Origin of the sequence: Metabacillus dongyingensis (genome assembly GCF_019933155.2) — a bacterium.
Lineage (GTDB): Bacteria > Bacillota > Bacilli > Bacillales > Bacillaceae > Bacillus_P > Bacillus_P dongyingensis.
Genome location: NZ_CP082944.1, coordinates 2558392 through 2581759, shown reverse-complemented (window position 1 = coordinate 2581759; position 23368 = coordinate 2558392). Strand labels below are relative to the sequence as shown.

General features: G+C 40.6%; 26 protein-coding genes. 24 read left to right on the top strand and 2 right to left on the bottom strand.

Going from position 1 to position 23368, the window contains the following annotated elements; all coding sequences use genetic code 11:
* Positions 1-6 precede the first annotated feature (6 nt).
* The 12 genes from K8L98_RS12880 (at position 7) to K8L98_RS12825 (ending at position 9696) form a co-directional block, all read left to right on the top strand.
* Positions 7-867: a Gfo/Idh/MocA family oxidoreductase gene (locus tag K8L98_RS12880; RefSeq protein ID WP_243550966.1), complete on the top strand. Its 861-nt coding sequence runs from the start codon at positions 7-9 to the stop codon at positions 865-867.
* A gap of 103 nt (positions 868-970) precedes the next feature.
* Positions 971-2242 (top strand): sugar ABC transporter substrate-binding protein, encoded by a 1272-nt coding sequence (locus tag K8L98_RS12875; protein ID WP_223435245.1) that lies wholly within the window; start codon positions 971-973, stop codon positions 2240-2242.
* Positions 2243-2381: 139 nt separating this feature from the next.
* On the top strand, positions 2382-3326 hold the full coding sequence (locus K8L98_RS12870; RefSeq protein WP_223435244.1) for a carbohydrate ABC transporter permease: 945 nt from the start codon (positions 2382-2384) through the stop codon (positions 3324-3326).
* Positions 3327-3343: 17 nt separating this feature from the next.
* Positions 3344-4162 carry a carbohydrate ABC transporter permease gene (locus K8L98_RS12865; RefSeq protein WP_223435242.1) on the top strand — a complete coding sequence of 273 codons (819 nt, stop codon included), beginning with the start codon at positions 3344-3346 and terminating at the stop codon, positions 4160-4162.
* A 26-nt stretch (positions 4163-4188) separates the two neighbouring features.
* Positions 4189-5616, top strand: a complete 1428-nt coding sequence (locus K8L98_RS12860; protein WP_223435240.1) for an extracellular solute-binding protein — start codon at positions 4189-4191, stop codon at positions 5614-5616.
* 2 nt (positions 5617-5618) lie between these two features.
* The gene (locus tag K8L98_RS12855) at positions 5619-6620 is read left to right on the top strand and encodes a zinc-dependent alcohol dehydrogenase (protein WP_223435238.1); all 1002 of its coding nucleotides are present in this window, start codon (positions 5619-5621) and stop codon (positions 6618-6620) included.
* A 252-nt stretch (positions 6621-6872) separates the two neighbouring features.
* A complete protein-coding gene (locus tag K8L98_RS12850) occupies positions 6873-7256 on the top strand; it encodes a VOC family protein (protein ID WP_223435237.1) in 384 nt (127 codons plus the stop codon).
* 319 nt (positions 7257-7575) lie between these two features.
* Entirely contained in the window at positions 7576-7752 is a 177-nt protein-coding gene (locus K8L98_RS12845) for a VanZ family protein (protein WP_223443389.1), read from the top strand.
* A gap of 132 nt (positions 7753-7884) precedes the next feature.
* Positions 7885-8397 (top strand): DinB family protein, encoded by a 513-nt coding sequence (locus K8L98_RS12840; RefSeq protein WP_223435235.1) that lies wholly within the window; start codon positions 7885-7887, stop codon positions 8395-8397.
* Positions 8398-8529: 132 nt separating this feature from the next.
* Positions 8530-8901 (top strand): hypothetical protein, encoded by a 372-nt coding sequence (locus K8L98_RS12835; protein ID WP_223435234.1) that lies wholly within the window; start codon positions 8530-8532, stop codon positions 8899-8901.
* 196 nt (positions 8902-9097) lie between these two features.
* Complete coding sequence (locus K8L98_RS12830) at positions 9098-9418, top strand: hypothetical protein (RefSeq protein ID WP_223435232.1); 321 nt, start codon at positions 9098-9100, stop codon at positions 9416-9418.
* Between the two features lie 41 nt (positions 9419-9459).
* Complete coding sequence (locus K8L98_RS12825; protein WP_223435230.1) at positions 9460-9696, top strand: hypothetical protein; 237 nt, start codon at positions 9460-9462, stop codon at positions 9694-9696.
* A gap of 40 nt (positions 9697-9736) precedes the next feature.
* Here the strand turns inward: K8L98_RS12825 and K8L98_RS12820 are convergent, their stop codons facing one another.
* Positions 9737-10297 (bottom strand): DUF6944 family repetitive protein, encoded by a 561-nt coding sequence (locus K8L98_RS12820; protein ID WP_223435227.1) that lies wholly within the window; start codon positions 10295-10297, stop codon positions 9737-9739.
* 90 nt (positions 10298-10387) lie between these two features.
* A complete protein-coding gene (locus K8L98_RS12815) occupies positions 10388-10672 on the bottom strand; it encodes a phospholipase A2 family protein (RefSeq protein WP_223435225.1) in 285 nt (94 codons plus the stop codon).
* A 240-nt stretch (positions 10673-10912) separates the two neighbouring features.
* Here K8L98_RS12815 and speD point away from each other — a divergent pair, with 240 nt between their 5' ends.
* From speD to K8L98_RS12755, 12 genes are all read left to right on the top strand, one after another.
* Positions 10913-11731 (top strand): adenosylmethionine decarboxylase, encoded by an 819-nt coding sequence (gene speD / locus K8L98_RS12810; RefSeq protein ID WP_223435223.1) that lies wholly within the window; start codon positions 10913-10915, stop codon positions 11729-11731.
* Positions 11732-11851: 120 nt separating this feature from the next.
* The gene (gene fdhD, locus K8L98_RS12805) at positions 11852-12655 is read left to right on the top strand and encodes a formate dehydrogenase accessory sulfurtransferase FdhD (protein ID WP_223435221.1); all 804 of its coding nucleotides are present in this window, start codon (positions 11852-11854) and stop codon (positions 12653-12655) included.
* Between the two features lie 68 nt (positions 12656-12723).
* Complete coding sequence (moaA, locus tag K8L98_RS12800) at positions 12724-13734, top strand: GTP 3',8-cyclase MoaA (protein ID WP_223435219.1); 1011 nt, start codon at positions 12724-12726, stop codon at positions 13732-13734.
* Between the two features lie 22 nt (positions 13735-13756).
* The gene (locus K8L98_RS12795) at positions 13757-15046 is read left to right on the top strand and encodes a molybdopterin molybdotransferase MoeA (RefSeq protein ID WP_223435217.1); all 1290 of its coding nucleotides are present in this window, start codon (positions 13757-13759) and stop codon (positions 15044-15046) included.
* Entirely contained in the window at positions 15016-15546 is a 531-nt protein-coding gene (gene mobB / locus K8L98_RS12790; protein WP_223435215.1) for a molybdopterin-guanine dinucleotide biosynthesis protein B, read from the top strand. The genes K8L98_RS12795 and mobB overlap by 31 nt, the downstream gene beginning before the upstream one ends.
* A complete protein-coding gene (locus K8L98_RS12785) occupies positions 15527-16003 on the top strand; it encodes a molybdenum cofactor biosynthesis protein MoaE (protein ID WP_223435213.1) in 477 nt (158 codons plus the stop codon). The genes mobB and K8L98_RS12785 overlap by 20 nt, the downstream gene beginning before the upstream one ends.
* A complete protein-coding gene (gene moaD, locus K8L98_RS12780; RefSeq protein ID WP_223435211.1) occupies positions 15996-16229 on the top strand; it encodes a molybdopterin converting factor subunit 1 in 234 nt (77 codons plus the stop codon). Before K8L98_RS12785 ends, moaD begins: the two co-directional genes overlap by 8 nt.
* Before the next feature lie 225 nt (positions 16230-16454).
* Positions 16455-19421, top strand: coding sequence for a formate dehydrogenase subunit alpha (gene fdhF / locus K8L98_RS12775; RefSeq protein ID WP_223435209.1), 2967 nt, complete (start codon positions 16455-16457; stop codon positions 19419-19421).
* Positions 19405-19944 carry a helical membrane plugin domain-containing protein gene (locus K8L98_RS12770; RefSeq protein ID WP_223435207.1) on the top strand — a complete coding sequence of 180 codons (540 nt, stop codon included), beginning with the start codon at positions 19405-19407 and terminating at the stop codon, positions 19942-19944. Before fdhF ends, K8L98_RS12770 begins: the two co-directional genes overlap by 17 nt.
* 65 nt (positions 19945-20009) lie before the next feature.
* Positions 20010-21281 carry an L-lactate MFS transporter gene (locus tag K8L98_RS12765; RefSeq protein ID WP_223435205.1) on the top strand — a complete coding sequence of 424 codons (1272 nt, stop codon included), beginning with the start codon at positions 20010-20012 and terminating at the stop codon, positions 21279-21281.
* Positions 21282-21411: 130 nt separating this feature from the next.
* Positions 21412-21555, top strand: coding sequence for a hypothetical protein (locus K8L98_RS12760; RefSeq protein ID WP_223435204.1), 144 nt, complete (start codon positions 21412-21414; stop codon positions 21553-21555).
* Between the two features lie 117 nt (positions 21556-21672).
* Complete coding sequence (locus K8L98_RS12755; RefSeq protein WP_223435202.1) at positions 21673-23349, top strand: DUF6044 family protein; 1677 nt, start codon at positions 21673-21675, stop codon at positions 23347-23349.
* Positions 23350-23368: the final 19 nt, after the last annotated feature.

Sequence of the window (23368 nt, the reverse complement as noted above, 5' to 3'; positions counted from 1 at the left end):
TAGTTTATGATGAAAATCGGCATTATCGGATGCGACAGCAGCCACTCCTTGTCCTTTACAAAAGTGATCAACAGCGGCAGGTTTAAACAGACTGCTGTTACGGCATTTGCTCCCGTCTTTTCAGAAGACATCCCTCTCAGTGCAAAGCGGAAGGACCGTATACAGACTCTGCTGATTCAGGAGCAGGGACTTGCCGAACTTTCTCTAGAAAAACTGTGCGAAGAATGTGATGCGTTCCTTTTGCTTGCCTTAGATCCTTACAAACGTCTTTCTTTTTTCTCTGAATTAAGCAAATGGGGAAAGCCGGTCTTTATTGATAAACCTCTTTCCATCACTCTTGCTGAGTCAAAAGAGATTGCTGATATCAGCATAAAAACCGGAACACCGTTTATGAGTGCATCTGCCCTCAGGTTTGAATCTGGTTTTCAGAGATGGGCAAATACGATGGAACATCCCCCTTTATCATTGACGGTTAAAGGGCCATTGTTATTTGAAAAGACGTTCCCGGGGTATTTTTGGTATGGAATTCATCTGACGGAGATGATTATGGCAGTCATGGGGGGAATGCCAGACGATGTGCATGCGGAACTAAAACCCGGAGTTGAGATAATCAGCATGCACTTTCAAAACGGAACAAAAGCGGTTTTGCAGGGAGATCTGGCGGGCGAGCAGCCTTTTTCAGCAGAAGCAACACTCAGAGATGGCTCGTCAATCATATGGAAAAACCTCGAACCAGGCACGTTGTTTGAAGGAATTGCAAATGCGTCTGTTCACTTCTTTATGACGGGAAAAAGCTCTGTCACTCAGCGGGAGATGCTGCAGTCCATTGAACTGGTAGAAAGGATCAATCACAAGAGAAAACGTTAAACAAATAATTTTCTGAATAATCAATAAAAAATGTTGACTACGGAATTAGGCTCTCGTAATATAAACTTAAGTACCAGATGTGAACCAATGAGGGGGGAGAAGGATGAAGGGGAAACATATTGTTCAGATTCTGATGTCACTGGTTTTAGTTATTATGCTGGCATCCTGCAGCAATGAGGCATCTACTGATGGGAAAACAGCTGACGGCAAGTTCAAAGGGGAACTCACAGTATGGATTCATCCGTACGTAGGAAATGAACTGAAGTCAAAGCAAAATGAAGTATTCGAGAACATGGCTGCTGAATTTAAGAAAGAATACCCTGATTTAAAGATTAAATTTGAAGAAATCCCGTGGGCAAACAGGGAGCAAAAAATTCTGACGGCACTTGCAGCCAATCAAGGACCGGATGTTTTCTACCTCATTCCTGATATGATGGGACAGTTTGCAGACAGAGGAGTCCTTACGCCGATCACAGATTTGCTGAGCGGAAATTTTGACCGGTCCGATTTTCCGGAGAGTTCTTTGGAAGCGGTCACTTATAAAGACGAACTTTACGGACTTCCTATTCTCCATGAAGTAGTTGCAAATGTCTACAATACAAAAGTTCTTGAAGATATTGGCGCAAGTAAAGAAGATGTGCCGGAGACTTGGGAGGAATTTAACGCACTGGCGGAAAAAGCTGTAGCTAAAGGATATTATGCAAGAGGCTTTGAAGGAGGAAATACGCTAAATGGAACCTTGTATCCGATCCTCTGGCAGGCAGGCGGAGATGTCATTGATGAGAATGGAAAAGTTGTCATTAATAACAAAAAAGGAATCAAAGCTTTTCAAACAGTCAACGACTGGTATAAAAAAGGATGGATTCCTAAGGATTCCATCAGTACAATCGATCAATTCTCTCTTTTTGCAGAAGGAAAGATGCTTGCTGCAAATGCTACAGGAATTACAATCAGTACATTAAAGGAAAGAGGCATGACAGACTATGTTCTGGGTCCGCCGCTTAAAGGAGAGAAACAAGTAACGTTCGGCACTACAGGCATGTTCGTTGTGCCGACAAGCAGCAAAAATAAAGAAGCGGCTGCTAAGCTGATTGAAGTGATGACAAGCTCAGAAAATACAAGAGCCTTTAATGAAGTGACAAAGTATATACCGCCGCGCAAATCGGCTTCTGATATGTATAATAATGATCCAGATATGAAGCAGATGACTGAATGGCTTCCTCTCACAAAGCCTGGCGTCATTCACCCTGTAGCACGTGATGTGATGCCCAAAGTGCAGGCGGAGCTGCAGATGATGCTTGAAGGCAGCAAATCTCCAAAACAAGCAGCGGATGCAGCTGCGGAAGTAATACAGGCGGAAATCGATAAGCAATAGAACCTGAAGGTGAAAAGGGAGGTGCATCTAATGGATCTTCCTTTTTCTTCTAAAATACTCCCAAGGAGAAACAAATCGCTTCTCCCAGCATACGGAGGAGCGATTTGTTTCTCTTTTAATCACGAAAGGAGCGGGAAAAATGGAGCCTGTCCATGTTAACACAGCTACACAGCCTCTATCATATAGGCATAGCAGAAAACAAAAAGTTAAACGCCATTGGGATAAGTACGGTCTAATCTATATCTTTCTAGTGCCGATTCTGATCCACTTTGCCATCTTTCAGCTGTTCCCGATTCTTTTCAGTCTTGTGCTGACGTTTACAAACTGGCCTGTTATTGGGGAACCGCAATTTATTGGGCTAAAAAACTGGATGGCCTTGTTTAAAGATCAGCTGGCCCTGAAAGCCATCTGGAATACAGTTCTTTTTTCCTTTTATTATATTGTTCCGACAATGGCTCTCGGTCTTATTCTTGCTCTTTTAATCAACAGCGGAAAGCGGGGAACAGGATTTTTCAAAGGCCTGTTCTTTCTCCCGGTTGTTACATCGTTTGTTGTCATTTCAGGAATATGGGCGTGGATTTTCAAAGGTACAAATGAAGGATTTATCAATACGCTGCTCACCGCACTTGGCATGGATCCCCAGCTGTTTCTATCGGATTCCAAGCAGGCGCTGATTGTTTTAGCCGGTCTGTCTATTTTTAAAGTCTGCGGAAGCACAATGATTTATTACTATGCCGGGCTGCAATCGATGCCTGGTGAGCTGTATGAAGCGGCGAAAATCGATGGTGCTTCTTCCTGGAAAATATTTTGGAAAATTACGTTTCCGCTTTTATTGCCCATTCACTTTTATGTGGCCATCATTACAACCATTGGCTCCTTCCAGATCTTTGACTCGGCCTTTATCCTGACATCAGGCGGTCCGAGCCAGTCAACGACTACAATCGTTTATTACTTGTACCAGGAAGGGTTTACATCACTTCGGCTCGGCTATGCGAGTGTGCTTGCCTACGTGCTGTTTGTTATAATCCTTGGCATCTCACTGCTTCAGAAAAAATATATGGGAAAAGAAATTTCCTATAAATAAGGAGGGGACTCGGCCAGATGAAAACGGCTGTTCGTTCAAATTGGATTTATGCACCCTTGCTGCTGATGGGAATTTTGTTTATTATGCCCTTTTTCATAATGATTGTCGGTTCTCTTCTTGAAATGAGGTCGCCGATTGGGAATCCCTTTAATTGGCTTTTTGGGGAAAAGGTGTCGATGGCAAACTTCGGCTATATTCTCGAAAGCGGCCAGTTTATAAAATGGGTTGGAAATTCTTTTATTATTACGATTATTCCTGTAATAACGAATATGTTTTTTTCAGCTATACTTGGTTATATATTTGCAAGAAAAGTATTTCCTTTCAGAGAATTTATTTTTTGGGTGATGATGGGAGTCGTCATGCTTCCAAATCAGCTTCTGATAATTCCCCGCTATATTATGTTCAGTGAATTTGGATGGATCAACACCTATCTGCCGCTGATTGTGCCTGAAATTTGGGGAATCATGGGAGTATTCTTTGTCCGGCAGTATATGATGACGCTGCCGAAAGACCTGGAAGAAGCAGCCCATATTGACGGAGCAAACGATTTTACCGTCTTTTTCAGAATTTATCTGCCGCTTGCAAAGCCGGTAATTGCAACTGTTGGAACGTTCTCTTTCATTTCAAATTGGAACGATCTACTGACACCCCTTATCTTTACAACAAGTTCGGATATGTACCCGGTAACAGTCGGTTTAGCGTCGCTGTTGACAAAGGAAGGGAATTTCGGGGTGGAAATGGCGGGATCTGTTCTTTCATTTATCCCAACCTTTCTAATTTTCCTTTTCTTTCAGCGCTACTTTGTAAAAGGAATTGCACTCTCAGGCATCAAATAATTTTTTCCAGAAGGGGTTAGACAATCATGAGCGGAAAGATCAGTCGCGAAGAATTTAAAGTAAAGCTGAATCATTTGCTAACGAGTTTAAGAAAACAAATCAGCGAAGGAGAATATAAGGTGGGGGAGTATCTCCCGTCGGAGCTCATCCTGGCTGAACAATACGGGCTCAGTAAAAATTCTGTCAGAAAAGGTCTTGAAGAACTAGTTTCTGAAGGACTGATTGTAAAAAAGTCAAGGATCGGAAATCAGGTCATTTCAAGTCAGCCTTTTGACCAGACAATCCTAAGAGTCGGTTATTACCCGAATCTGCTGAAAGATGCTGTCTTTCAAAAGCTGATCAAACAATTCGAAGAAGAAAACCCATCCGTGAAAATCCAGACGATTTCGCTTCCGTACGATCACTATCAGCAGACCGTTCAGGACTTTATGGAAAACGAAATGCTCGATGCGGTCACAATTAATTATAAAGATTACTCTGATTTTGATACGGAATTTCGAAATGTGTTTGAGCCTATGAATAAAAACGATAGTATTTATCCATTTCTTCAAAAGCCATTTGAGACACGAGAATATCAGGATGAAGTTTACGTCCGTCCTTTCGTCTTCTCTCCAATTGTTCTTTGCTATAACAAGGATCATTTTGATGCTTCAGGCATCAGCTATCCGGACAGCGGCTGGAAATGGGATGAGGCGCTTTCCGCTGCAGGCAGGCTCATGAATTTTTCAAAAGAAGAAGGCACCTGCGGCTTATATTTTCATCCCCTGTCGTTAAACAGGTGGCCGATCTTTCTACTTCAAAACCGCGTTGCTGCAGAATACAGCGCGGATGGGGAGGTGGCCATGAATGGCCTGCTTGAGAGCGTCAATCTCATTCGGAAAATTTTTGATGAGCAGGGAATTATGCAGACGTTTCTATCAGACAGCAATAAAGATGCCGAAACGCTTTTTGTCGATCAAAAGGCTTCCATGATCATGTCATCGTATTTCAGCCTGAATGAAATAGCCAGTCATGAAGTTTCCTATGATATAGCTCCGCTCCCTTATTTAAAAGATCCTAAAACTCTTCTGCTTATTATCGGTCTTGCGGTAAACAAACACTCGAAAAAGAAAAAAGCCGCGCAATCGTTTGTTGATTTTATTTCGAGCGAAGAAACCCAGGAGAGGATCCGAATTGAGACATTGAGCATTCCAGCCGTTAAAAAAGTAGCAGAGCGGCAAGGAGGCGAGAAAGTCTATAAACCGTCCCGCTATTTTCTTTTCAGAGAGATCATTCCGACCTTCAGTTTGTATACAGATCTTGGACTCTATTCAAAAGAATTAAACGAACTAAGAAAAGAGCTGCGGATTTATTTGTCTGATTTAATGGACGATAAAATTTTTTATCAGCGCATCAGCAAAAACCTCTCGAAAAAAGACTCAGTTGACTCAAGAAGAATAAAGGGCGGTGAATAAAGATGAAAACAGTTGCGGCGAAAAATCATCAGATTCAGCTTTTGCATGTAGAAAAGCCCGAGGATGTCCCAAAGACTTCCCTCTTAATAAGAACCCTGTACTCGGTCATCAGTCCGGGTACAGAGATTTCGGCGCTTAAACTGAGCACGGATCGCTGCATTTACCTTGGTTACAGCGCAGTCGGCATTGTAGAAAAGTGTGGGGATCATAATTCCGGCTTCAAAGAGGGAGATCTTGTTGCATGTTATGGGGCGCCTTACGTCCGGCATGCAGAGTATTTGCTTGTCCCACATACACTGTGCGGTAAAGTGCCGGATCACGTGAAGCCTGAAGAAGCTGCCTTATCCGGTCTTGGTGCCATTGCGATACACGCTTTAAGGGTTGCAGAGCTGCAATTTGGAGATAAGGCTGTAGTAGCAGGTCTGGGTATCATCGGACAGCTGATTGCACAGATCGCAGATGCTGCCGCTTATGAAGTATATGCTTACGACCTGTCCTTAAAGAGGACAGAAATGTTCTGCAGCAGACCTAACATTACCTGCTTTTCAGATCATAAGAAAATGGAAGAAGAGCTGAAAAAAGACGGATATGGACACGGAGCGGATGCTGTACTTTTATGTGCTGGAGGCAAACAGTCTCCTCTTACTGCCCAAAGCCTTAAATGGATCAGGGACAAAGGCAAAGTAGTCATCGTCGGTGATATAGAACCTAATTTTCCAAGAAGCGATATGTTCGCTAAAGAGGCACAGATAAGAATTTCCCGTGCTGGGGGGCCAGGCCGCTACGATCCGAAATACGAGCGTGAAGCAAGCGACTATCCCATCGGGTTTGTCAGATGGACAGAAGGACGCAATATAGATGAATTTTTGCGGCTGCTGAAAGATAAGAGAATTGATGTTTCCGAGTATGTAAAGGAAGTTGTCCATATTGACCAAATTTTATCTGCCTATGAGAGTCTTCTTGATAAGCAGTCATCTGTTTTAACGAAAGTCATCCAATATTAAAAAGGAGAGTGAGAGAATCAACACTCTGTGAATCGATGTCAATGAAGCGGATAGCAGTCAGAAAAGCTTCTTCAACAATCGTTGGCGTTAATTATGGGAAGGATAACGTCTTTTTTTGTTGAATAATAACAATTGGGCAGGATCGATTCCATTAGGAATCAGAATTTAAAGTTTTTTCATCATTTTAAACTGGAAAGTATTGTTCTAAGGTGTGAAAGCTTTCAGCAAAGCGAATTTAAGGAGTGAATAGGAATGATTAATCAGGTTGGACAAATCATGGTATATGTAAATAACCAAGATAAGGCAGTAAAATTTTGGACAGAAAAAGTTGGGTTCACGGTTATTTCCGAAGAGGAAAACGGTCAAGGAATGAGATGGATTGAAATAGCCCCAGCAAATGATGTTGAAACAAGTATTATTCTTCACAACAAAGAATTAATCGCAAAAATGCAGCCTGAACTAAATCTTGGTACACCTTCCTTAATGTTTTTCACACAGAATCTCGATCAATTACACAGCCACTTAGTAAATGAAAATGTCATCGTCGGAGAAATCGTAAATATGCCTTCTGGGAGAGTATTTAACTTTGCCGATAGTGAAGAGAATTATTTTGCAGTGATGGAGAAAAGTGAATAACAAACAGTAAAAAGCAACTACTGTTTCAAAAAACGTACGGTCGATTCCAATTGGGATCGGCTTTTTGATTGACCATTGGTATTCTCCAAGTAATGAATCTTCTCTAACTAAAGGTGCCATTCCATTACTATGTGATCACTTTATACATATCAAGGTATCAGAAAGGTTCGATAATGAACTTTCTCGGTTTGGTGATAACGTCACTCTTAAGTGAAAATACAGTTATTCAAAAAGGGAAGTGTTATGAAAGGCTGTTAAAGTGGATTCATTTTATCATTAATAGTGTCGAGAAAAATCTAGTAATTAAACGTTTTTTGCTATCATTTTTATAGAAGTTATACAATATTCTTTTCCGATTGGACGATCAACTGACATAGATGATTTACTATTAAATACATTTGGAGCATTGTTAGGGACTATAACTTGGAAACTCTTTATATTCTCAAATAAGACTTTGAATAGTAAACCGACAGAGAGAAATAACGTTATTTTTTAATCAGTAAAAAGGGGCGATTGCAGCAATGTGATTGCTTTTATTTGTTGAGAGTATAGTCAGGATTATCGAACAAATAATGGGAATATATGGTAAAATAGATTGACAGCATAACAAGAACTTAGGAGTGATTGGATGATTTTAGATTTAAAAGGCGAACCTGATATGGAACCTGTTGCAGGAATTCTTTATTCAATGGTGGACGGAAATTATAAACGTTTAAAATCTATTGTTGCTGGAATGTCACAAGAGGAATTAGATTATAAAGGTCCTAACCAGAAATATAACAGTACAGCCCAATTACTAAGGCATTTAGCTTACTTAGACCTCAACTGGGTGTTTAGAATAAAGGGTGAGGTAATGCCATTAGAACTTGAAGAGAAATTTGGACCGATGTTAGATGAAAAAAATCAATTACCGCAGCATAAAGGCATTTCTCTGGATGTGCTCACTAATGATTATGATGATGTTTTAAGTATGATTAAAACTTTATGCTGCCAGTTAACAGATAAACAATTAAATCAAACAGTTGAATATGAAAATGGTGTCGAAGCCACAATCCAATGGGGTATTTGGCACATAGCAGACCATAATAGATATCATCAAGCTCATATTAACCAACTGCGTAAATGGTTTAGCCAAAGTTGAAATGTTCGTTATCTATCTTGTTCAACTGAAGGGGGCGATTGCTGCACATAGTGATCGTCCCCTTTTTGAAGAAGGATTAACCATAAAACAGAAGCATAAGGTAATAGCAGGACAGTATCAAAGGAGGTTAGTATGAAAAAAACAATCTTATTAATTTCTTTGGTAATTTTCTTGGTTGGCTGTGGTAATAAATTTATCCGTTTTAATGGAGAAAGTGACAACTGGAAAGGCGAATACTCTACAAATATCGATGGTACAAGAGAAAATGGAGAATATACTTTCAGTTTCAAAAATGCAAAAAATGATACAGCATTTGAGAATCTTCAGATTGTTATTAATGATGATGAAACTCGGCTGATTGAAGATATTCATAAAGGGTCAACTGTTAAAATATCCTCTTCTTGTTCAGGATGTTCGGTTACATCTGAAGATGAAATTATAAAAGTTAATATTAAATGGGATGTTCAAAATGAAGAAACGTTTTTCTTAGAACTAGAAAAGTAAGATAGTATAACAACTAAAATATTTACTTTATGATTTTGGCTGCCATATGCGTCGGTATTGGACTTATGGTCAGCAATGTTTAATAAATACTTTTAATAACTAGATTATTCATTATTGATGAAACCTTTTACATAAATTACCGTATTATTTTAGAAGGACAAATATTACAAACAAACCACAAGGAGGGAAAAGGAAAATGGAGAAAGAACAATATCTAGAATGGTTAAATACCTTACAAGTTGGAGATGAAGTTGGAGTCATCGAGGAGATTGAAGGAATTGGACACACAATCAATTATTCTAATGCAAAAATTTCTAAAATTAAAGAAAATCGAGCTTTTGTTCTGTCGACTGGAACGAACTTTAACACTATGGGTGAATACCGTTACCAGGAACAATCTTTGGGAAACATTTTTCAATATAAAATGATTCCTTTAACAGAAGACATCCAGAAAAAGAGCCGATTTTATCACATTAATAAAATGATTGGCCTGCTGACTGGCGGAGGTCCCTTATAAAAAAATCAAGATAATTATATCTCTTTAAGGAGATTAAATAAATGGGAAATACGGATAAAAGAAATAAGTTAAATGAAGAGGTTTTTAGCTATCAAACAACAAAAGATAAAACGGTATTCATTTATTGGACTGGAAAACTAATAAAAGTTTTGAAAGGCAAGGCAGCAGCTAAATTCCTTGCAAATGCAGACTCTGCAGAAACAGAGGAAGATATTCAGCTTCTTTTAGCTAAGGCAACAGGGAATTTTAAGAGAGGAAACGAGAAGAGAAGCCTCTAATGTAGGCTTCACTATCTTTGCATGCAAAATGCGATAATCGTTAACTCGTACCTTCTGATGTTATGGCATCTGCTGCCAGCAGTGCACCTACTGCCTGAAGATATGCACCAAACCATGCAAGCGCTCTCCCTTCTGCATGATGTTCCTTTAAAAAATAAATGCCGCTTAGACCATCGACAGCAGAGCCGCTTGCAATTAAAAGATTTCCTGCAGTCAGCTGTTCACGATCCTTCTGTGCAGCAGTTCCGATTGCTTCTGCAGACGCCCCCAGTGACTGAATCACATTTCCAATAACATCAAGATAATGGCCATCTTTCTTTCGACCATCAAGAAGATATACCCTCGATGCAGCGTTTGCCGAATTTCCTGCTGCCTGCAGCCAGCTTCCGAATTCACTCACTTTTTTTTCGTGATGACCTGATTTCCCGATTGCCTGAAGCGAATTTCCTGCTGCTTCAATCGCATTGCCCGGGCCAGTCAATTTATAAGAAAGTTCTTCTTCACCAATTAAATTTATGCTTTCTCCGGATGCATTAATGAATGTGCCCGCCACAATAAGCCAAGCGCCGATGACTTCTAATTCATATTCAGTTTCTTTCATGCAGGCACCTCGCACCATATAAAAAATTTAATTATTACAGCATATGCGATATTTAATGGTTGTTGATTTGGGAAGATATCTTAAATTGAATCAGCCGCCGCAAGTAAAGAATGTTTTTAATTTCATTACTTTGTACATTAGTGAAGCGTTTCGTCCTTTTTGTGTATGATTGTTGATTTTCGGGCGAAGACACTCTATAAACGCATGATCGCATTCGCAAGACGAAATTCCACGGTCTAAACAGCGGTCATGTCTTTGACAGCAGGCATCAACATCATTGATAGGAAATCCGGGGCCGCTGCAGCCGGGACCGCACCATCTATAATCAGGGAAAATACAGCGTGGTCTTCTCTTGTTATTCTTCCTTCCTGTCATAAAAAGATCTCCTTTTTAGCTCGTATGCTCTATTTATATGAACGAGCATAGGTATTTGAATTGGCGAAAAACCCCATGCCATTATAAAAAAATAAGCCTTATTTTTAAGGAATTGTTTTTCTGAATTCAGATCGATCCGTTTCTTCCTTTCTAAAGTGGGTAATATATTAACAAAATGACCTGTTAAAAACTTAGCATCTTAAGAGAGATTTTTTCTAAATCGAAGGGAGAACAAGAATCTTGAAACTAACTTCTGAACAGAGGATTCAACTGCACGAATTTAATAACCTGACAAAATCGCTGAGCTTCAATATGTATGATGTTTGTTACACGAAAACAAAAGAAGAACGTGAAGCTTATATCCAATATATTGATGAGCAGTACAATGCTGAGCGTTTAACCAAAATCTTAAAAAATGTTACGGATATTATCGGTGCGCATGTACTGAATGTGGCACAGCAAAACTATGTGCCGCAGGGGGCAAGCGTGACAATTCTAGTATCCGAGGGTCCAGTTGTAGAAGTTCCTAATGAATCGTACGAAGAATCACCAGGTCCGCTTCCCGATTCGGTCGTTATGCAGCTTGATAAAAGCCATATTACCGTCCATACATATCCTGAATACCACCCGAATGAAGGAATCAGCACCTTCAGAGCGGATATTGATGTGTCAACTTGCGGGGAAATCTCACCCCTCAAAGCACTAAATTATTTAATCCATTCCTTTGATACAGATATAATGACAATGGATTACCGGGTGCGGGGTTTCACGAGGGATATTAACGGCGAAAAGCTGTTTATTGACCACGACATCAATTCTATTCAAAATTACATCCCTGAACAGGTGAAAGACGCATATGACATGATCGATGTTAATGTGTACCCTCAGAACATCTTTCATACTAAATGCAAACTGAAGGAATTTGATTTAAATAATTATTTATTCGGTTATACGAAGGACAAGCTCAGTAAAAATGAAAGAAACGAAATTACAGACCGGTTAAAAATTGAAATGGATGAAATTTTTTACGGAAAGAATATGAAGCCATTTTCAGGATGAAGAATGGGGGCTTTCTCACTATATGTGGGAGAGCCTTTATATTTGCTCCTTTCAAAAAAACAAAAGTTGGATTATCATAATGTAAATATGGGAGAAAAAAGGGGTAAAGGAGCAGGCATTTTGAAACCAGTCGAAGTAAAACGCAAAATACTCCGCATTTCAGACGGAAGCGCTATTGGGGAAGTGGATTCAATCGTTACTGAATATCCGGTAACCATAAAGGTTAACGGGGAAGAATTTGTCACGATGATCTGCTCGCCTGAATTTATTGAAGACATGGTGATCGGGTATCTGGCGTCAGAAGGAATCATTCAGGACTGTGATGATATAAAAGAAATCTGGATTCAGGAAAAAGCAGGGTTTGTACACGTAAACACCCGGAAAGACAATCCTTATTTTCAGCATTTTCAAAATAAACGCTATGTCACATCATGCTGCGGGATGAGCCGGCAGGGCTTTGTCTTTGCAAGTGATGCAAGGACAGCAAAAAAAATTGACGGTATACATGTTCAAATTACCTCAGATAAATGTTTTTCACTTATGAATGATATGCAGAGCCGGGCTGGTGTTTTTCATCAAACAGGAGGTGTGCATAATGCAGCCCTTTGTGATGAAAATGGGGTGATCCTTTGCAGAATGGATATTGGAAGACATAATGCGCTGGATAAGATTTATGGACACTGCCTTAAAAATAATATTTCCGTTCATAATAAAATCCTTGTTTTCAGCGGGAGAATCTCTTCAGAAATTCTCATAAAAACCGCTAAAATCGGATGTGAAATCGTATTGTCTAAATCAGCTCCAACTGAATTAGCGCTGAAGCTTGCTGAAGAACTTGGAATTACAGTGGTCGGATTTATTAGGGATTCATCCTTGAATGTCTATACATATCCTCAAAGAATCATTCCGGAACGAAATATCTGATTGTTTCATTTAGTTAGCATATTCTGAAGCTTACATGTAAAATACATAACAGAAAAGAGGCGAAGGATATGAAAAATTCTGAACTGGATTCATGGGACCGTCCGCTCCGAGATTTAAGAATCTCAGTCACAGACCGGTGTAATTTCCGCTGCCGGTACTGCATGCCGGAGGAGTTATTCGGCCCAGATTATTCTTTCTTGTCATCTGAGAAAATCTTATCTTTTGAGGAGATTGAGAGATTAGCTGTCATCTTTTCATCTTTAGGTGTAAAAAAACTCCGTCTGACTGGAGGGGAACCTCTGCTCAGAAAAGAGCTTCCTGTCTTAATAAGGATGCTAAAAAAGGTCGATGGGATTGACGACATCGGGTTAACGACAAATGGATCGCTTTTAAAAGGGTTTGCTGCTGAACTGTATGAGGCAGGTTTAAGACGCGTCACGGTAAGTTTGGATTCTTTAAATGAAGAGCGTTTTGCCGAGATGAATGGCCGCCGCAGCAAGGTGAAAAACATCCTGCAAGGAATTGAGGCAGCTGCCTTTGCCGGCTTGCAGGTCAAGATTAATATGGTTGTTCAAAAAGGGGTAAATGATGAGGACGTTCTTCCGATGGCCGATTATTTCAAAGCTCAAGGGCAGACCCTCAGATTTATTGAATATATGGATGTGGGAAACTCTAATGGCTGGAAGCTTGACCATGTTGTTTCAAAAAGTGAAATTTTAAGTTTGATAGGAGAACGTCATCCTTTAAACAAGATTCCTCCAAACTATACCGGAGAAGTCGCTGAAAGATATGAGTATCAAGATCAATCTGCTGAAATCGGGATCATCTCGTCAGTGACCGATTCTTTTTGCTCCACTTGTTCACGGGCCCGCATATCTGCTGAAGGCAAGCTATACACCTGCCTCTTTGCATCAAAAGGGACAGAGCTTAGACAACTGCTTCGTTCTGGAAAAAGCGATATGGAGCTGAAAGCGATCATTCGGGAAATATGGAATCAACGAAGCGACCGGTACTCAGATGAACGGACAAGTGAGACTGGCCAGAGGAATAAAGTAGAGATGTCTCATATCGGGGGATAATCAATAGAGAGGAGATGGCAGTTTGGTTGAAAAAAGGACACCTATTGCAGTTTCTGACGCTGTTCAAAAAGTCATGGACTTTGCTATTAGAGGAAAAGTGGAATTTGTGGCGCTTGAAAACTCATATGGGCGATTTTTAGCAGAAGATTTAATCGCAGACCATGATGTGCCGTCTTTTGACAGGTCCCCATATGATGGATTTGCTGTCCGTTCTGAAGATACTGCTCAAATCACGAGGATGAATCCAGGCGTGTTTGAAGTCATAGGAGAAATTGGAGCAGGTTCTGTCTTTCATACCGTTGTTGGACGGAATCAGGCTGTAAGAATTATGACCGGAGCTCAATTACCTGAAGGGGCAGATGCGGTTGTCATGCTCGAACTAACGAAAGAGATTGCAGGGGAAGAAGGAAAAAGATTTGAATTAAAGCGCCCCTTGAAAAGCGGAGAAAACATCTCTTTTCAAGGGGAAGATACAAAAAAAGGAACCATACTTGCCGGAAAAGGAAGCGTCATTACCCCAGGCATTGCCGCTTTGCTTGCGACGTTCGGGTATCATGAGGTTCCGGCAGCGAAAAAGCCAGTAATCGGAGTGCTTGCAACGGGCAGTGAACTGCTTGATGTCAATGAACCGCTGCAGCCTGGAAAAATCCGCAACAGCAACTCTTATATGATTCTCGCTCAAATTGAACGGGCAGGCGGAGAGGCGAAGTATTTCGGGAAATTCAGCGATGATCTTGAACAATGCATCAATGCCGTGAGAGAAGCACTAAGTCAAGTCGATCTGTTGATTACAACTGGCGGAGTGTCTGTTGGTGATTATGATTATTTGCCTGCAATTTATGAAAAGCTCGGTGCAGATGTTCTTTTTAATAAAATTGCGATGAGGCCGGGAAGTGTCACTACCGTTGCTGCTTTAGATCAAAAATTGCTGGTTGGCCTTTCGGGAAATCCTTCTGCTTGTTTTGTTGGATTTGAATTGTTTGTCAGGCCTGTCATCCGGCATCACAATTTTCACCTATCACCGCATGTAAGAAAAGAAAAAGCTTATTTGGGCGAGGATTTTTCCAAGGCTAATCCATTTACCAGGTTTGTAAGGGCTGAGCTTCATTTTAATGAGGGCCGGCTTACTGTTCTTCCTTCTGGCTTTGATAAATCAAGTGCCGTTTCATCCTTAGCTGAAGCAAACGCACTTATTATTCTTCCCGGAGGAACGAGAGGCTATCAGGCTGGCATGATGGTGGATGTCCTATTATTGGATGATCAAAAGGGAAGTGATTGGCCGTGGGAAAACATTGTGCCGTCATACAAATAATCGGACATCAAAACGCAGGAAAGACAACTTTATTGGAAAAGCTCATAAAAAGAGCTGAAGAGAACAGACATCAAGTTGGAACAATCAAGCATCACGGACACGGAGGCATTCCTGATCATAGATTTCAGGTGAAAGACAGTGATCGCCATTCAAAAGCAGGGGCTGTTTTAGCAGGGGTTGAAGGCGATGGTGTCCTTTTGCTCAGTTTGGCAGGTCAGCATTGGCCGCTTGCAAAGCTGGTGGAAATCTACCAATCTCTCTCCATTGATACAATTTTCATAGAGGGATACAAGAAAGAACATTTTCCAAAAGTAGTTTTATTAAAAGAGGAAAGTGATCTCTCTCTATTAAAATTAAGCAGCATCATATGCGTTATTTCTTGGTTTGATATCCACAGCTTAAACATTCATGTTCCAATCTTTCATATCGAAGATGAACAGAATTATATCGACTACATAATAGGAAGTGTGAGGGGTCAGCATGAGTCAGGAATATTTTGAGATTACGAAGCATCCAATTTCAGCTGATCAAGTGACGAATAAAGTTGCAAGAAGAGAAGCTGGAGCCATTACAGCTTTTATTGGGACAGTAAGAGAATTTACACATGGCAAAAGAACGCTCCATTTAGAGTATCAGGCATATGAACCGATGGCTGTAAAAATGCTTGAACAAATTGGGGAAGAAATAAAAGGACGCTGGCCGGATGCCATAACAGCTATTACCCACCGCATAGGCAAGCTCGAGATTTCAGATATAGCTGTTGTGATTGCTGTTTCTTCTCCACACAGGAAAACAGCATATCAAGCAAATGAATATGCCATAGAGCGGATCAAACAGATTGTTCCAATCTGGAAAAAAGAACATTGGGAAGATGGGACAATGTGGATTGGAGATCAGCTTGGGCAAACACCATACCCTGAGGGAAAACCCATGAAAGAGGGCGGGAAAAATGATTAAAATCTTGCTGTTTGCCCATTTACAGGATGAGGCCGGAACCGCTGCAATGGAAATTGACAAAAAGGGCCTTACCGTGCACGAATTAAAACAGCTGCTGCAGGATAACCACGGGCTGCAAGGATTAAGCAGTGTCATGACCGCGATTAATGAAAGCTTTGCAAATGAAGGTGATATAATTAAAGATGGAGATACTGTTGCGTTCATTCCTCCTGTAAGCGGAGGCTAAGAAAAGATGGGTTTCAGTTTAGCTGAAACTCTTTTTTTGTTTCATTCCTTCATGATATGAACAGTTTGAGGTTTATCGATTGTTGAAAAGACAGAATCTTGCTACAATTTAGGAAGCGCTTACATAAAGTGCCGCCTTGTTTTGTTCCTGATAGCAGAGGGTAAATATAATGCTGTATTGAAAATTGATTGAACATTTCAACTATTCTTGAAAGGGGAGGTCTTTTTGTCAGATAGTTTTAGCGTGAAAATAAACGGATCCGAAGCCAAAGTAAATGAAAATCAGACAGCTCTCCAGATTCTTACCGGCCAAAAACTGGAGGTCCCCAGTGTTTGCTTTCATCCGAGCCTTGGTGCAATTGAAACATGTGATACATGCATCATTAAAGTAAACGGTGAATTTGTGAGAGCATGTTCAACAGAGATCAGGAACGGGGATGTGATCGATTCATTATCACCTGAAGTAATAGAGGCCCAGCTCATTGGCATGGACCGGATTTTGCACAATCATGAGCTATATTGTACAGTCTGCGATTACAATAATGGAGGCTGTGAAATACACAATACGGTGAAAGAAATGAAAATCAATCATCAAAGCATACCCTTTGCCCCGAAGCCTTATGAAATAGACCAGACGAATCCTTTTTACCGATATGATCCCGATCAATGTATTCTTTGCGGCAGATGTGTAGAAGCATGTCAGAATGTACAGGTTACAGAGACCCTTTCAATTGACTGGGAACGAGACCGGCCCCGTGTGATTTGGGACAACGACGTGGCGATCAATGAATCATCATGTGTTTCTTGCGGTCATTGTTCAACTGTTTGCCCATGCAACGCAATGATGGAAAAGGGGATGGAAGGGGAAGCGGGGTATTTAACAGGAATCTCCAAACAAACATTGCGCCCGATGATTGAGATCACGAAAAATGTTGAAACCGGCTACGGTTCAATCCTTGCTATATCTGACATGGAATCAGCTATGCGTGATGAGAGAATCAAAAAGACAAAAACCGTCTGTACATATTGCGGTGTCGGCTGCAGCTTTGACATTTGGACGAAAGGGAGAGAAATCTTAAAGGTTGAACCTCAGGCTGAGGCACCAGCCAATGGGATCTCAACCTGTGTGAAAGGCAAGTTCGGGTGGGATTATGTGAATAGCGAAGAACGACTTACGAAGCCGCTGATCAGAGAAGGAGATTCCTTCCGGGAAGCTGAATGGGATGAGGCACTGACGCTGATTGAGCGAAAGTTTTCTCAAATAAAAAATGAACATGGGCCTGACGCACTGAGCTTTATCAGTTCCTCGAAATGCACAAATGAAGAATCATATTTAATGCAAAAGCTTGCCCGGTCAGTAATAGGCACGAATAATATTGATAATTGTTCAAGGTACTGTCAGACACCGGCAACAATGGGATTGTTCCGAACAGTCGGCTATGGAGGGGATTCCGGCACGATAAAAGATATTGAGATGTCAGAGCTTGTCCTGATCATCGGCTCAAACACTTCAGAATCGCATCCAGTTCTGTCCACCAGAGTGAAGCGGGCTCACAAGCTGCATGAACAGAAGCTGATTGTCGCAGACCTCAGAAAACATGAAATGGCTGAGCGCTCCGACTTATTTATTCAGCCTGAATCTGGTACAGACATTGTGTGGCTATCTGCGGTAACCAACTATATAATCGACCGGGGCTGGGCAGACATGCAATTTTTGAAGAACAGAGTAAATGGATTTGATGACTATAAGGAAAGCTTAAAGAAATTCACACTGGAATATGCAGCAAAAACGACAGGCATATCTAAAAACAAATTGATAAAAATAGCTGAGATGATCCATGAATCGAAAAGCACAGTTGTCCTTTGGGCCATGGGCGTCACTCAGCATTCTGGAGGAAGCGACACGAGTACAGCCATCTCGAACCTGCTGCTGATTACAGGAAATTATGGCCGTCCCGGAACAGGTTCTTACCCTTTGAGAGGCCACAACAATGTGCAGGGAGCAAGTGATTTTGGAAGCATGCCTGACAGGCTGCCTGCCTATGAAAAAATTACCGATCCTGCTGTACGTGCAAAATATGAAAAAGGATGGGGAGTCAAACTGCCGGCGCACCCGGGTTTAAACAACCACGAAATGGTGGCCGGGATTCATGCCGGCAGTGTGAAAGCGATGTATTTAAAAGGAGAGGAAATGGGGATTGTGGATTCAAACTTGAACTACGTCCACGCTGCTTATGAAAAATTGGATTTCTTCGTCGTTCAGGACCTCTTTTTATCGAAAACAGCTGAATATGCTGATGTTGTGCTTCCGGCAAGTCCAAGCCTTGAAAAAGAAGGAACATTTACGAATACTGAACGCAGAATTCAGCGTTTATATCAGGTCCTAGAACCTTTAGGAGACTCAAAGCCGGACTGGAAAATCATCATGGAAATTGCGAATAAGCTTGGGGCTCACTGGGATTATAAACATCCTGCCGACATTATGTCAGAAGCAGCAATGCTCGCCCCTCTTTTTGCAGGAGTAAACTATGAGCGGCTTGAAGGGTACAGGAGTCTTCTATGGCCTGTAGCAGCTGATGGAACAGATACACCGGTCCTTTTCCTGAATGAATTTCCTTTTCCGGACGGCAAGGCCCGCCTCTTTCCCGTCGATTGGACGAAGCCGCTCCATTTTGGAGATGAATATGATATTCACGTGAATAATGGAAGGCTGCTTGAACATTTTCACGAAGGCAATATGACTTATAAATCAAAAGGAATTACTTCAAAAACACCAAGTGTATTCCTTGAGGTATCTCCTGAGCTTGCTTTGGAGCGCGGACTAAAAGACGGATCACTTGTCAGGCTGATATCTCCATATGGAAAAGTAAAGGTTAAATGTGTGATTACAGATCGTGTGAAAGGAAAAGAAGTGTACCTGCCGATGAATGATTCAGGTGAATCAGCTATTAATCTTATTACGAGCAGCTATGCAGATAAAGACACAGATACACCCGCTTATAAAGAAGTAAAAGCAAAACTTGAGGTGCTGGAAATCGAGGGTGTCAATCCACTGCCAAAAACCAATTTCCGATATGGAAACCCTAATCCTCAAAGAGGGGTAGAAGTAGAAAGAAAATGGAAGCGAAAAGATTATACATTCCCAGGCGACCTCGTTAGGAAGGAGGGAAATAAGGTTGGCAAAAGCAACTAAAACCATTACCCGAATTGAAAAAACAGAAGAAGAAAAGCGAAAAGATGACTTAAGAGAAGTTGAAAATGCTTTAATAGATCATAAAGACGCTATTATTGATACGCTTGAGATTCTTCAGCACATGCAGGATAGAGGGATTTTGCCCTTATTAAAGGGTTTATTCGGACAGGGTGACAAAGTAATGGACATTTTAGTTAAAACAGTAGATAAAAAAGAAACAACCAACAGTTTAAAAAATCTGCTTTTAATGACAGGGGTCCTTGGCATGATCAATGTCAAGCAGCTGGAACCATTTTTATTAAAAGTGAATGCGGGAATTGCAAGAGTGGCTGAAAATAAAAATCCATCAGAAAAAACGAGCTATTTTGACATTGCCCGCTCGCTGAAGGATCCTGAAGTAAACCGCGCAGTCACAATGCTGATCAGTTTCTTGAAGGGAATGGGTCAGGAGACCGAGCACATTGAAAAAACCACGCAAAGTAAAGAAAATCAAGCGCGTCATAAAAATGAAACTCTGGAATAAGGAAATGAGGGCAGACAACCAAAGTGTCTGCCTTCACCCTAATGCTCAGAAAAGAGGAGAAAAAAATGACGAAAACGAAAAATCGCTGGCTGATCGCAGCAGCGGCGGTAGGGATCCACATTTCAATTGGCTCTGTTTATTCGTGGAGTGTATTTACCAATCCCCTCAGAGATGAGCATAATTGGGGGTTAAGAGAAATCTCTCTTACATTCAGCATTGCGATTCTGTTTTTAGGATTATCTGCGGCATTTATGGGACATTTTGTTGAAAAATATGGACCAAGAGCTTCCGGTCTTGTTTCTACGCTATGTTTTGCAGCAGGATTAATAGGAGCAGGTTTTGCTGAAAGTATTGGTTCTTTGTATCTTTTGTATTTTTTTTATGGAGTACTTGGAGGCATTGGGCTTGGCATCGGATATATTACCCCGGTTTCCTCATTAGTTAAATGGTTTCCCGATAGAAGAGGACTTGCGACCGGACTTGCCATAATGGGCTTTGGGTTTGCATCTCTAATTGCCAGTCCTGTTATAGCATCCCTCATATCAAGTGTTGGAATAGACAGGACTTTTTATATACTTGGAACCGTCTATTTTATCATCATGATCTCATCATCGCTTTATCTTGCTCCTCCTCCTGAGGGATGGATACCTGTAAATAAGAAAGGGAATCAGCCTGCCGCAGAAATTGTAAAGAGTGATCTGTCACAGATGACAGCAAATGAAGCGGTCAAAACACTGCGTTTTTGGGCTTTGTGGGGAATGCTTTTTATCAATGTTACCTGTGGAATTGCAATAATATCAGTAGCATCCCCGATGGCTCAGGATATTGCAGGTTTAAGCACAGCTGCAGCCGCTGCTATGGTAGGTATTATGGGGTTATTTAATGGCTTTGGACGAATAGGGTGGGCATCTGTATCAGACTATATTGGCCGTCCTAACGTCTATACTGCTTTCTTTGCCATTCAAACCGCTGCATTTCTTTTACTGCCTAATGTCACAAACGCCATCGTATTCCAGGCCCTTATCTTCTTAATATTAACCTGCTATGGAGGAGGATTTGCTTCCATTCCAGCTTATATTGGCGATCTTTTTGGCACAAAACAGCTTGGGGCTATCCATGGATATATTCTGACGGCATGGGCGGCTGCAGGACTGGCAGGTCCTCTTGTTGTTTCATGGATCAGAGAAACGACTGACAGCTATTCCTTGACCCTCTATATTTTTGCAAGTGCATTTGTTGCTGCTTTAGCAATTTCTCTTCTAATAAGGATCAATATAAAAAAAGTTCGTGATCTAAATCGCACCTCTGCATCTAATGCAGTAAGCCATCATAATTAATAAAAACATGTGCATCCTATTTAATAAATAGGATGCACATGTTTTTATTAATAGGGAAAATATTCAAAAATAAGCAAAATACTTACTTTAAATGGCGCAATAGACACAAATAGGTAAAGGGTGATATATTATGGAACAAAAGCCTTTGCATTATGACGGCAGTGTACAAACTGTATCTGATAAGGAGCTCCGTTTGAACGAACAGCTCATAATAACAGATGAAATTAGAAAAAACCTTGGATTTAATCCTTATTTTTCTGACAGCAATGAATAAAATCGAGAAGGACTTGTGAAAACAAGTCTTTTTTTATACGGAAATAAACATGGAATATTTTATCTGAAGTTGTAAAAATTAAAGAAAACACACCTGCTTTATCCCCGAGGTGAATTTATGGAACAAAAAATGAATAAAAAAATTGAACGCATTTTGATCTTTTTATGCATGTTGGCAATTGCTTTATATGTGTCACCACTTTATATCCTAAACGAAAATGCGCACATTCGCATTCATGATAACCTGGATTCTAACCTTGCCTGGTATAAAGTACTGACCGAAAATGGTTATCTCTTCAGCGGACTGGATGGAACTTTGCCGAAAATCATAAACGGACTCCCAAGAAATGCGCTCGGTTCAGAATGGAATCTTCAAATCTGGCTTTATTATTGGTTTCCGACTATGTCAGCTTATGCATTATCTCAATCTATAACAAGAGTTTTTGCCTTTTTGGGCATGTTTCTTCTCTTGAAGGACCATTTTATGAAAGAAAGGAAATATCTATTTATTATCGCAGGGACTGCCTTAACATTTGCCCTGACACCTTTCTGGCCCCAGGGGATGCTCAGTACGCTTGGAATGCCTCTTGCTTTATGGGCCTTTTTAAATATCAGAAAGGGTAATCATTCTTGGCGCTGCATTGCTGTTTTAACCTTGCTTCCTTTTTACTCAAGCTTCGTCTTAGGTTTTTTCTTTTTTTTAGCGGCTATGGGTATTCTATGGATAGTGGATGTGATGAAAGACAAGAAATGGAATTTCCCTTTTCTTGTCTCCATCGGATACATGACACTTGTCTTTTTTATAGTTGAATACCGATTAATCTATTCCTTTTTATTTTCATCTGAACCAAATAGCCGTGATGAATACTTTCATGCGAGACTTCCTTTATGGCGAGTCATAAGGCTCACATTTAAGAACTTTGTATTAGGCCATACACATGTTATGACCGTTCATGGCCTGATTATCCTGCCGGTCACTCTGATTGCTCTATACATAATTATCCGTAAAAGAAAATGGAAACTTGAAAAGCCTTTTGTCTTTTTATTAAGCTTCAATTTCTGTTTATCAGCATGGTATGCCTTCTGGTTTTATAAGGGCTGGCTTCCTTTAACGGAACGTTTTCATTTCTTGGATACCTTCAACTTTGCTAGATTTCACTTTTTGCGTCCTATCGTTATTTATATTGGATTCGCTCTCGGACTAAAAATTTTATACAGTGAATTCCGGAGAAAATGGGTAATCGGGGCGTGTATTCTAGCTCAGGTATTTTTGCTTGGCAGCTTTAACGATGAAATTATCTATCAAAATAAACCATCTGTAAAAGAATTCTACGCAGAGGAACAATTCGCCGAAATTAAAAAACATATCGGCATGCCTGTTGAGGATTACAGAGTTGCAAGTCTCGGGCTTCATCCTGCCATCGCTCAATACAACGGATTTTATACTCTCGATACATATAACAACTTTTACCCGCTCTCGTATAAATATCAATTTCGGCAAATCATTGAAAAAGAACTTAGTAAAAATAATAGGCTGCGGATTTATTTTGATGAGTGGGGAGGGCGGTGCTATCTATTCAGCAGCGAGCTCGGGAAAAGGTATATGTTTACTAAAAATTCAACAATTAAATTGAAAGATCTTGATTTGAATATGGAACCATTTAAAAAAATGGGGGGAAGGTATATTTTTTCAAGCTTGCCGATCGAACATCCCGAAAAGAACCATCTAATTTTGGATCATGTATTTCATTCTCACGAATCTGTATGGAGAATTTATCTTTATAAGGTCAAATAAACACCATGGGGGACTTCAC